The 11,176-nt window shown below is 40.4% G+C and carries 11 protein-coding genes and 1 tRNA gene; 10 read left to right on the plus strand and 2 right to left on the minus strand.

The features are described 5' to 3' along the window. The 7 genes from WS34_RS12755 to WS34_RS12785 form a co-directional block, all read left to right on the plus strand. Positions 1–202 (plus strand): hypothetical protein (locus WS34_RS12755; RefSeq protein WP_046405234.1); only part of this gene is annotated, 202 nt, incomplete at its 5' end. Positions 203–205: 3 nt separating this feature from the next. Then, positions 206–745 carry a hypothetical protein gene (locus tag WS34_RS12760; RefSeq protein ID WP_286693773.1) on the plus strand — a complete coding sequence of 180 codons (540 nt, stop codon included), beginning with the start codon at positions 206–208 and terminating at the stop codon, positions 743–745. A 298-nt stretch (positions 746–1,043) separates the two neighbouring features. Beyond that, positions 1,044–2,906: a hypothetical protein gene (locus WS34_RS12765; protein WP_046405236.1), complete on the plus strand. Its 1,863-nt coding sequence runs from the start codon at positions 1,044–1,046 to the stop codon at positions 2,904–2,906. Between the two features lie 11 nt (positions 2,907–2,917). Next, on the plus strand, positions 2,918–4,765 hold the full coding sequence (locus WS34_RS12770) for a hypothetical protein (RefSeq protein WP_147378116.1): 1,848 nt from the start codon (positions 2,918–2,920) through the stop codon (positions 4,763–4,765). Between the two features lie 280 nt (positions 4,766–5,045). Continuing rightward, entirely contained in the window at positions 5,046–5,969 is a 924-nt protein-coding gene (locus tag WS34_RS12775; protein WP_013613632.1) for an ATP-binding cassette domain-containing protein, read from the plus strand. A gap of 7 nt (positions 5,970–5,976) precedes the next feature. Next, positions 5,977–6,699 (plus strand): ABC transporter permease, encoded by a 723-nt coding sequence (locus tag WS34_RS12780; RefSeq protein WP_041557632.1) that lies wholly within the window; start codon positions 5,977–5,979, stop codon positions 6,697–6,699. A 30-nt stretch (positions 6,700–6,729) separates the two neighbouring features. Beyond that, positions 6,730–8,220: a GldG family protein gene (locus WS34_RS12785; protein WP_022161480.1), complete on the plus strand. Its 1,491-nt coding sequence runs from the start codon at positions 6,730–6,732 to the stop codon at positions 8,218–8,220. Here WS34_RS12785 and dapA read toward each other — a convergent pair. Together dapA and WS34_RS12795 are read right to left on the minus strand one after the other, a co-directional pair. Further along, positions 8,217–9,098, minus strand: a complete 882-nt coding sequence (dapA, locus tag WS34_RS12790; RefSeq protein WP_046405241.1) for a 4-hydroxy-tetrahydrodipicolinate synthase — start codon at positions 9,096–9,098, stop codon at positions 8,217–8,219. The two genes, WS34_RS12785 and dapA, sit on opposite strands and share 4 nt — an antisense overlap. 1 nt (position 9,099) lies before the next feature. Next, complete coding sequence (locus tag WS34_RS12795) at positions 9,100–9,621, minus strand: DUF6913 domain-containing protein (protein ID WP_140398553.1); 522 nt, start codon at positions 9,619–9,621, stop codon at positions 9,100–9,102. Positions 9,622–9,779: 158 nt separating this feature from the next. Between WS34_RS12795 and WS34_RS12800 the strand changes: the two genes are divergently transcribed. From WS34_RS12800 to WS34_RS12810, 3 genes are all read left to right on the plus strand, one after another. After that, a tRNA-Arg gene (locus tag WS34_RS12800) sits at positions 9,780–9,852 on the plus strand. A gap of 201 nt (positions 9,853–10,053) precedes the next feature. Further along, complete coding sequence (locus tag WS34_RS12805) at positions 10,054–10,707, plus strand: IS1 family transposase (protein ID WP_286693774.1); 654 nt, start codon at positions 10,054–10,056, stop codon at positions 10,705–10,707. 141 nt (positions 10,708–10,848) lie between these two features. Continuing rightward, positions 10,849–11,176 (plus strand): MBL fold metallo-hydrolase (locus tag WS34_RS12810; RefSeq protein WP_046405244.1); only part of this gene is annotated, 328 nt, incomplete at its 3' end.

The raw sequence follows: 11,176 nt of genomic DNA on the forward strand, positions 1-11,176 counted from the left end.
AGAACCTATCCCAACGCAAAAAGCCATTCAAGAACTTAATTGCTATATGGACATTGAGCAACAATTCAATGATCATAGTAGCAAACCCTATTATCCTGAACAATATATTTTGGAATACCTTCATAATAGTAGTGATACACAATTTTTACAAAGGATTCAACACGCACAAAAGAAAATTTTTAATTTATTAAACGATAATTGAATCATGAAATTAAAATATTTTAAAATATTCCTTTTTTTTCTTTGTATTTCATGTGGTTATACAAATAAAGAAATATCTCAAATAGTAAAAGAATGGCAAAATAAAGAAATTATTTTTCCATATTCACTCCAATCAAAAATCATGGGTAAAGATACTGCATGTAATTATTTACTCAACAAGAAATATAAAATTCTTTTATATGTTGATTCCACAGCATGTACAGAATGTAAACTCCAGTTATACGAATGGTATAAATTAATTAAAGAAAGTCAAAAATATACCGATAGTTTATCGTTTATCTTTGTTGTGCAAACTCCTAATCCCCAAAAAATTGATATCATATGTAAAAAAAATAAATTCGATTACCCTATATTTTATGACAGCAAAAATAATATCAATAAAATCAACAATTTTCCAGAGCAAATAGAATATCAAACATTTTTACTTAATCAAGATAATCGGGTCTTAATTATTGGAAACCCAATAAAAAATGAAAAACTTTGGAATCTATATTTAAGAACAATAAATAATTCTGCCAAATAACTATTACTAGCCTACATAACAAAGAAATGATTGTCTTTACCAAGATACTTTTTGGAATTGGAATGAAAATTTAATAAAAAGGTATAAAATACTGGAGCCTGTTGATTTATATTGTATCTCAAATGATGCGAAAGTATTTTACGGTTAAAGGCACGCGAAGATAATTTTCAAATCCTCAAAGCTTATTTAGACAATTAAATCGCATGATAACCGATTAAAAACAATAGCTTTCATTTGGAAACGTAAAAAACTTTTTTTTGTTTATATTTGAAATGAAAAACATAAAGGATAAAAGAATATGCCAATCAAAAGTTGGAGAACAGGCTGGATTTTCGGATGTTGCTTATTTATATGGATAAGCTGTAATCGGACAGGAAACGATAATCCCCGTCTGGAAAAAGCATTGAGTCTAAGCGGCTCTAACCGCCAGGAACTGGAAAAGGTATTACATCATTTCTCTCAAAATCCATCGGATAGTCTGTACTTAAAAGCTGCAATTTTCCTGATTGAAAACATGCCCGGTCATTGGAGCCCCTCACCGAAAGACTTTCAATCTTATTTAAAACGGCTGGATACGCTGAAAAACCTGTCGCCTCTCACCCGGAAAATACTTTTGACTTATCCGGCAGAACATCCTGGTTTGTGTCCCGATTTTACACCGGTTGAGGATATCAAACAGATAAAAGCCGACTTTTTAATCCGGCATATTCGAGCCGTTTTTGCCTTAAAGACTTCCTGCCCCTGGCTCGCTCATATCGATTTCGAAACTTTTTGTGAATATCTTCTGCCTTACCGGATCGGCCGTGAAATGCCCGAAGAACTGAGCACACTCCTATTGGATTCCACCTTCTGGCAAAGCATCGAATATGCCAAATGTTACTACGACGATTGCCGGCATTCCATCCAGGCCCTTAATCAATATCTGGCAAAACAGAATTTTTCTTCCTTTCCTCCACAAAACGACAAGGAACTCTACAATCTGCTAATGTTGGACCCGAACAATACAAAAGCCTCTTTGATACAATACAGGGTTGCCGGTATTCCGGCTGCAACCGACTTTTCAGCTATCCAGCGACGCCAGGATAAAGTCACTTATTGGCTTTACACCCAAGACCCGCGGATCAATCATATCAATACGAGTTCTATAGCCAATTTACGAATCGGTAAAATCTACCGGCAAACCTTTTCCTCAAATCCCCTGCCGGAGACCAAGGAATATGTCCCTCCTTTTTTTAAGGATCCTTTCAATAAAGATGTTACCGATCTTTATCTGCATACGGCAGACATCAGTATCGATATTCCGGCAACCGTCCATACTGAGTATGCTTATCTGGCAGTTTACGATGATGTAACCTGGCAGCCTGTAGCCTATAGCCCTATCCAAAAGGGAAAGGGATATTTCAACAAACTGGGACGAAATTGTATCTATTTACCGGTATATTATCCCGATAACCGGATACAAGCTTTCGCCCCACCGTTTATACTGAACAATAACGGCCAAATTACACCGTTCCGAACTGATAAAACTCATTTGCAAGCTCTGCATATCAGAAGGTTACAACCCTATTCCGCCGAAACCGATTATATGGGATATTACCTGAAGAATGCCCGTATCGAATGCGCAGACGACAGTGCTTTTCTCCACGCTGACACCGTATTTACCATCCAGGAATCACCTTATTATTACCAGGATACCATACGCCCCGACAAGCATTATAAAAAACGCTATTGGCGGATCAGTCCACAGTTCGGAATTTCGAATCTCGCCGAACTCCATTTCTATGACTCTTCAGGCGAAGCACTTCATGGCGTTCCTATCGGTCCGGACACGACCTTCTATCGTAATCTGACCGACCACGACCCCGCTAGCAATAAGGCCATCCGGAAATGGTTCGGCTATGATTTCGGCCATCCGGTATCCGTTTCGGAGATCGTTTATCTGAACTTCAACGACGGCGAGAACATTTGTGTCGGTCACGAATACGAGCTATGTTATTTTGACGAGGGCCAATGGCAAACAGCAGGAGTAACAACCGCTACCGACCATGTCATCGAATTCAATCGAGTCCCCTCATCAGCCCTTTTTCAGGTAAAAGACAGAACCCGAAACAGAAACGGTAGCCTGTTTACTTATGAAAATGGAAAAATCAGATTTTGGTAAAACCGAACGATATGAAAAAAAAGACAATTATACTTCTCTGGTTAGTGACCGCCTATAGCTGCAGCAACTATTCTTCCCGTCTGAAAACAGTACTGGATTACAGCGGTACGAACAGGGCAGAACTGGAAAAAGTACTCGACCATTATTCTCAAGATCCTGCCGACAGCCTGAAACTGAAAGCAAGTATCTTTCTGATCGAGAATATGCCCGGTCATTATACCTTCGGCGGCCCATACATGAAATCCTATAACGAGCAACTCGGTTTACTCAAAAATTGTCCCTATTATGAAAAAAAAATCATCCAAATGGTCCCCTTCGATCATATCGGCTATAGGCAACAACTGGATATACAAGAAGATGTCAAATACATAAAAGCCGATTTTCTGATCCATCAAATCGAACTCGCTTTTAACCAATGGCAAACCCGGCCCTGGAATGAAGGTGTCGATTTCGAAAATTTCAAGGAATATCTCCTGCCTTACCGGGTTGAAAACGAACCGCTCGATTATTGGCGCGATTCAATCTCTCCTCTGCAAAAGAACCTGGAAACCTACTCGACTTATTACGATAATTTTCGTCACTCGATCTCTCAAATCGAAAACAGATTTCGCACTTTTCTATTCATGTTAGACAAAAAAATCCCGGAACCCGATTTAAAGAATTTTAAATCAGACTGCATCCCGACCAGTAAAGCCAATTTGTTTGTATTACGGATACTGGGCGTACCGTCTGCAATCGATTTTATTCCCCATTTCGCAAATCGAAACGGTCGTCACTATTGGGCTACCGCTATCGATCCCCGAATCAACTCCACCCAGGTATATCAGGTGGGAATCTATAAAGCACCCAAAATTTACCGACGGACCTATTCACATAATCCGACAGCTAAACCGGGGAAAAGAGAATATGTTCCCTATTTTTTTCTCGATCCCTTCAATAAAGACGTCACAGACCTTTATATCCCCACTTCCGAAATCAGATTGTCAGCCCCGGGGATCAGGAATATTCGACACGGTTATCTCGCTATTTTCAACGATTTAAGCTGGCAGCCCATTGCCTGCAGCAAACCCGCCGGACAGGAGATTATCTTTCCCAAAATGGGAAAAGATATTGTCTACCTGCCGGTTCATTATACCGACAAAAAAGAAATGGTCCCCTTTGCTCCTCCTCTCATATTATACTCCGACGGAACTGTGCATCCGATTATTGCCAACAAAGACTCTTTACAGTATATGAAGCTCGTCAGGAAATATCCTAACAGAGGAGAAAGCGACTATTGGTACTCCGCTTTTATCGATTCACATTTCGAAGCCGCCGACAATCCGGATTTCAAATCCCCTCATTCCATCTGCACGATCCGCCACAAGCCCGATTATCGCTATCAATTTATTCCGATCGATACCACTTTGTCTTACAGGTACTGGCGATTCGTAGCCAATGAGGCCTGGAGGGCCCATCTGTCGGACCTTCGCTTTTACGATAAGCACAAGCAAGAAATAAAAGGAAAAATCATCGGAATGGATTCGACTAAAACAAACGAACTCTTCGATCCGGACCCGCTCAGTATGTGCCTGATACCGGAATGGGTGGGCATGGATTTCGGTAAACCTGTGGCCTTATCACAAATCCGGTATCTCCCGCGGAATGATGCCAATGGGATTTTCCCTGATAATCAATATGAATTATTTTATTATGATTTCCCCCAAGGATGGATTTCTATGGGCATAAAAACAGCTACCGGCACTTACATCGAATACGACGACGTCCCCAGCAACGGATTATATTGGTTGCGCAACCATACCCTGGGACAGGAAGAACGGATTTTTACGTGGGAAAACGGAAAAGCACACTTTTGGTGATTTAAGGTGGAGGATACTGGATTTATTGCATTAAAATATTTTTAATCCCGGAGGAAGGACCTCTTCTTTACGGACTAAAAACACAGAAGGAAAACTTTAAAATCCTAAACGCTCATTTAATTTCACAAAAATAAAATTCGCGTCAATTCCCGCTTTAGCAAAATCCACAGGAAATCTGCGGTTAAAGATTGTTAAACCCTCACCGATTAGTCGCTTCCTGATTATATTTGTTACACGATAATACTTCGTGTCGAACAAAAGGTTACTAAAAAGGTGCAATATGGATGTTGTGGTTGAAAATCTGACAAAGTCTTTCGGCTATCAGAAAGCAGTAGACTCTGTGAGCTTCGAAGTCAAAAAAGGAGAGATTCTGGGATTTCTGGGACCGAACGGTGCCGGTAAAACCACCACCCTGAAGATCATGTCGTGCTTTCTATTTCCGGATTATGGAAATATCCGTATCGGTAAATATTCCATCCATAAAAACCCCTATAAAATCAAACAAATCATCGGTTATCTACCCGAGCACAATCCACTCTACGAAGAAATGAATGTGATCGATTTTCTGGATTTCATCGCCCGGGTACACAATATTCCCAAATATAAGATCATCCCCAAAGTCATGGACATGATCCGGATGTGTGGCCTGGACAATGAAAAACACAAAACCATCCGGGAGTTATCCAAAGGCTATCGCCAGCGGGTAGGATTGGCCCAGGCGTTGATCCATGATCCGGAGGTATTGCTGCTCGACGAACCGACCACCGGACTCGATCCGAATCAGATCGTCGAAATCAGGGAACTGATCAAAAATATCGGCAGGGAAAAAACGGTGATCATGAGTTCACATATCCTGGCAGAGATCGAAGCGACCTGTGACCGGGTGCTGATCATCAATAAAGGAAAAATCGTCGCTGACGGAACTTCTGCCGAACTGCGCAACAAATCCGATAAAGGCAAGCTACTGAAGATTTGTATTCAGGGCGGAGAAGACGAAGATATCTACAACGAACTGGCATTGATTCCGGAACTGGAAAACATCATTTCCTCCACTCCGCATCATTTTGAAATCCAATGTGAGCGGGCTACTGAAATTGAGAAAAAGATTTTCGATATTTGTTGCCAAAATAACTGGTATATCAGCGAAATGACTCCCGTGGAAACTCGTCTGGAAGATATCTTCCGCCAGGTAACTAAAAATTAAAATGGTTATGAATACGGTTAAAATACTCGTTCATAAAGAATTAGCCACAACATTCAATTCATGGAGTATCTATATCGGGTATACCCTGTTTTTCTGTGTTTGCGGATTTTTTTCATGGCTTTCCAGTAATAATCTTTTATACATCGGACAGGCCAATATGATGCAGGTATTCGGTATTATCAACTGGACACAGTTTTTTCTGATTCCAGCCCTCACCATGAAAAGTATTGCCGACGAAAAAAGAAACGGAACGATCGAATTAATGCTGACCAAGCCTATAAAAACAGCCGACCTGCTTTGTAGTAAATTCTTTTCCAATTTAATTATCACGACACTGGCCTTGGCCCTGACACTACCCTATTATATTACGCTCTCTTTCTTAGGAGAGGTGGATCATGGAGCAGTCCTTTTAGGCTATCTGGGCCTGATCGAGATGAGTGCATGTTATATCTGTATCGGCATCTTCTCCTCTTCCTTGTCCCGTACTGCCGTATCGGCTTTTTTCATCAGCCTCGGTATCGGTTTGTGTTTCCAATTTTTATTCGGCATGTTTGCTGAACAGATCGGGACCGGCATTTTTGCAGATCTATTCAGTTATCTCTCTATGGAAGAACATTTTGATTCGTTGTCAAGAGGCATACTGGATTCCCGGGATATTATTTATTTCGGATCGGTCATCACGGTTTTTCTGGCTTTATCGAAGTTTTTCATATGTAAGAGCCGATTTTAATATTTCAATCTTTACAATGTCACGATCTGTATGAAGAAAATTATAAAAGATATTATATCCATTCTCACAGTAATATTACTCGTGAATATTTTCTCTTTTTTCATTTTTTTCCGTTGGGATTTTACCAAAACCAAACGTTATTCCCTGAGTAAAGTCAGCAAGACCAGTATCCGTAATAACGTCGAACCCATTGTTGTCGATTTTTATGTCACCGAAGATCTGCCCCAGGATACGAAAAAACTGGTAAAAGAATTCCGTTCATTGCTGAAGGAATATAAATCTCTCAGTAATGTCAGTTTTACGATAAATACCATTTACCCGGATAACACAGAAAAGGAATTTAAAGCGACCCAGGAAGGAATTATCCCGTCATTCAACGAGATCCGGGAAAGGGATCTGGAGAAAATCCAGAAAATTTATTGCGGAGCTGTATTTCATATCGGCAACAACAAGACCGTACTCCCCAACATTTCATTCAATACGCCCATTGAATATGAAATTACCCGGATGTTGAAACAAGCCTCCGATACCATCAAACCCCGGATCGGTTTTGTTCGCGGACACGGCGAAACGACCCTTAACTTAATGTCGGAACTGGTCGACGAACTATCTCATCTGACGGACATTACGGTTGTAGATCTGAATCTGAACACTTATGAAGATTGTAATGTACTCTGCCTGATCAATCCCAAAGACAACTTTTCCCCCTATGAAATCGCCCAACTGGAAAAATTTCTTTCCAAAGGCGGACGGCTTTTCATCGCTTTGAATCATGCAATCGGACTGTTGGATCATCCGAACAATGGATACATCAATTCCACAGGCGTGGAAGATATGCTCGAGAAAAAAGGACTGAAAATCAGGAACGACTTTATCATCGACAATAATTGCGGGGTATGTAATTTCGAACAACAATACGGTTATCTGAAATTCCAGCGTAGTGTCAGTTTCCCGTATTGCCCGGTGATCACCAATTTCAGCAAGCATACGATTACTTACGGCCTACGGTCCATGCTACTCATGTTTGCCAGCAGTATAGAACAGATCAAAACCCCGACGCCTTATATTTTCACTCCTCTGGCACAAAGTTCCTCCATTTCGGGAGTGCAGCAAGCTCCGGTATGTTTTGATCTGGAAAAGCAATGGACCCAGCGCGATTTCAACCGTCCGCACAATATCGTCGCAGCCTTACTGACGAACGACGATAACAACAGTGCCATCGTCACCATCACCGATGCCGATTTCCTGATCAACCAGTCGGCTATCGACGGCCATACGGACAACATCACTTTTGCTTTAAATTCTATCGAATGGCTGGCAGACAATTCCGGGCTGATTCAGTTGCGAAATAAATTCACCACCTTCCCGGTACTGGAACCTGTCGGAGACACCACCCGAGAAGTGTTGAAGTACATCAATTTCCTTTTACCGATCCTGATTATTCTGGGAATCGCCTTTTACCGATACAAACGTAACCTGAGAAAACGGGAGGACCGTTCTCATCCAGGTTATATCGATTAATGAAGTTTCAACAGTCCGATGATTTTATTATAAAGAGCGTCACTCACCGGAGTTAAAGGTAAACGCAGGGTATTTTGACGAATAATGCCGGCAGCATGTAAAGCAGCCTTTATGCCTGCCGGATTTCCTTCTTCAAATAAAGCTTTACAAAGTTCGGCCCTGTCCAAATGGATGCGACGGGCAGTCGGATAATCTCCCTGCAACGCACTTTTCACCAGACAGGCATAATCGTTCGGAAGTACATTGGCAATCACCGAGATCACGCCTTCGAATCCCAGTGACATCAGAGGCAACAACAGTGCATCTTCACCGGATAAAGCAGAGAAATCGGCCCGTTTGGATTTTAGAATAGCCGTAGCCTGATCGAAACGGCCGGAAGCTTCCTTCACAGCGATAATGTTGGGACAATCGTGTGACAAAGCCGCTACAGTCGCAGCTTCCATATTCACCCCACTCCTCCCCGGAACATTGTATAAACACAAAGGCAGCGGCGAAGCAGCGGCAATCGCTTTAAAATGTTCGTAAAGCCCCCTTTGAGTCGGTTTGTTATAACAAGGAGTTATGCTCAGTATACCCTGACAATCTTTCAACCAGGTGGCCGTTTGAAGTTCACGGATCACCTCCGCCGTATTATTCCCTCCGATACCGGCAATCACGGAAAGACGCCCCTGATTGGCTTCGAGAATCGTATGTACCACCACCGCTCTTTCGTCGGCCGATAAAGTCGCAGTCTCTGCCGTAGTTCCCAATGCCACCAAAAAATCCACCCCACCGTCGATGACATAATTCACCAGACGGTACAGAGATTCCCGGTCTATTCGTTGCTGTTCGTCGAATGGAGTAACCAAGGCCACTCCTGTACCGATAAGTCTGTCCATGTTAGTATTTGTTTATCCCCGATAATATTACGTTCAATTTATTTACAAGGCCGAAAGGTTCGGTCACTTCGTCGATCACAATATCGGCCACTCCTCCCTCCTTTTTCATCCCTACGATACAAGAAGCCTGAGTATGTTGTAATACAAATTTGATTAATGCAGTTGTTTCCTTATTCAGATCGATAAACAAATCATATTTACAGCCCAGCATAGCGATCAAACGCCCGTTCCGTATCTTGCCACCGAATCCTAAATCAGCATTCCGTACCGCCACCAAATCATCCGTTTCCAGCATCTCGATCCCATCCGGAATAAAACACAGTTTATCCATTTTCACCCCGGCAAAATCGGATTCCAATTTCCGGAACCATTTGTTCTGATCGGTATCGGCACTCCAAAACACCAGACAAGTTTTTATCTCCCTCTTCTCCTTATACTCTACCTCCCTGGTACTGTTCCCGACACGCTTATTCAGTGAATCTTCCTTCAGACGATGAAGGAGATTGTTCAAAATCTTTTTCATACTTCTAATATTCTCAGACAAAAATAGTAATAAAATAATGATTCCCCCTGCTTTGTTATATCTTCTACAAAAAATCACTTTGTCATAAAAAAAACAACAAAAAGCTTGCACAGTATTATTTTTGTACATATCTTTGCACCGCTTTAGAGATAAGACACGGACTCGTAGCTTAATGGATAGAGCACTTGGTTACGGCCCAAGAGGTTGTGGGTTCGACTCCCGCCGAGTTCACTTAAGGTAATGTATCAGATTAGGGGTTTGAAGTTTTTCAAAATGTAACTATCTGAAAATCATTACAACAAAATTTTATTAAGAAATAATAAAGACAACTTTCGGGTTGTCTTTATTATTTTTGTGCCCCCAAAACGGCTCAGAAAAGATTTCCGAAAAAGAAATTGGGGTTTAATGTATCAAATTAGGGGCACTAAAGAAATGATTTGTAAATATTGTAAAAGCGAATGTATAAAGGACGGTTTCCAGAAAAATGGCACACAACGATATAAATGCAAACATTGCCATAAAAAACAACAACACGAATACTGTTATAACGCTTATCAATTAAATATCAATTCCAGAATTATAACTTATACAAAGGAGGGAGTTGGTATTCGCGGGACCTGCAGAATATTAAAAATCTCCCCTACTACTCTATTAAAAAGACTTATCTCTATAGCAAAAGGAATCTCTCAACCTCCAATTCTTCAAGGACAAATTTATGAAGTAGATGAAATCAGAAGTTTTATAAAACGAAAAAATAGTTTGGTTTGGATTGTATATGCCTTAGATCGAAAAAGTAAAAAAGTCGTTAGTTATAATGTAGGTGCCAGAACGAACAACACACTTAATGTAGTTTTAAAATCTCTTAGCTTATCCAATGCCAAAAAGATTTACACGGATCGACTAAAAAATTACAAATACCTTATTCCAAAATCCATACATCGTACAACTCTATACGGAACAAATCACATAGAACGTAATAATCTTACGATGCGAACACATCTCAAACGTTTAACAAGAAAAACGATTTGTTTTAGTAGAAGTCTTACCATTTTATTCGCGATTCTTAGAATTTATTTCTGGGGATAAATATAGAGTGAAATCCCATTAAAATCCAAGTATCAGTTTTACTTCAACTATTTCATAATATTTATTCTTTTATTGTTAATTTTGCAAAATAAGACAAAGAAGACAATTAGAAAATTGATTCAAGGTATAAATATAGTCAGAATGCATTCTGTTGAATTAAAATTATTACCTGTAAGCAACGGAGATTCTATCCATTTACGGTTTTCGGACCAAGATGGAATAATGCGGAATATTCTTATAGACGGAGGGCCAGCCAAAGCATATGAGTACTTGAATTCCAAAAAGAAAAAAGAAGAGGGTGCATTAAAAGAACTGATAAATTTTATAAGAGCGAAAAACGAACAGATTGATTTATTAATATTGACCCATATAGATGATGATCATATCGGAGGTATTTTACGTTGGTTTGAAGATAGCTTGAATCTAAACGATTTAGTGAAGGAAGTTTGGTTTAATTCGGGGTTAATTG

This window comes from Odoribacter sp. N15.MGS-14 (assembly GCF_000980245.1).
Lineage (GTDB): Bacteria > Bacteroidota > Bacteroidia > Bacteroidales > Marinifilaceae > Odoribacter > Odoribacter splanchnicus.

Bases quoted from the DNA above. Each gene is read 5' to 3' on its own strand.
- WS34_RS12765 (WP_046405236.1), top strand. From the start codon at position 1,044: ATGCCAATCAAAAGTTGGAGAACAGGCTGGATTTTCGGATGTTGCTTA.
- WS34_RS12795 (WP_140398553.1), bottom strand. From the start codon at position 9,621: ATGAAAAAGATTTTGAACAATCTCCTTCATCGTCTGAAGGAAGATTCA.
- WS34_RS12760 (WP_286693773.1), top strand. From the start codon at position 206: ATGAAATTAAAATATTTTAAAATATTCCTTTTTTTTCTTTGTATTTCA.
- WS34_RS12770 (WP_147378116.1), top strand. From the start codon at position 2,918: ATGAAAAAAAAGACAATTATACTTCTCTGGTTAGTGACCGCCTATAGC.
- WS34_RS12805 (WP_286693774.1), top strand. From the start codon at position 10,054: ATGATTTGTAAATATTGTAAAAGCGAATGTATAAAGGACGGTTTCCAG.
- WS34_RS12780 (WP_041557632.1), top strand. From the start codon at position 5,977: ATGAATACGGTTAAAATACTCGTTCATAAAGAATTAGCCACAACATTC.
- WS34_RS12775 (WP_013613632.1), top strand. From the start codon at position 5,046: ATGGATGTTGTGGTTGAAAATCTGACAAAGTCTTTCGGCTATCAGAAA.
- dapA (WP_046405241.1), bottom strand. From the start codon at position 9,098: ATGGACAGACTTATCGGTACAGGAGTGGCCTTGGTTACTCCATTCGAC.
- WS34_RS12785 (WP_022161480.1), top strand. From the start codon at position 6,730: ATGAAGAAAATTATAAAAGATATTATATCCATTCTCACAGTAATATTA.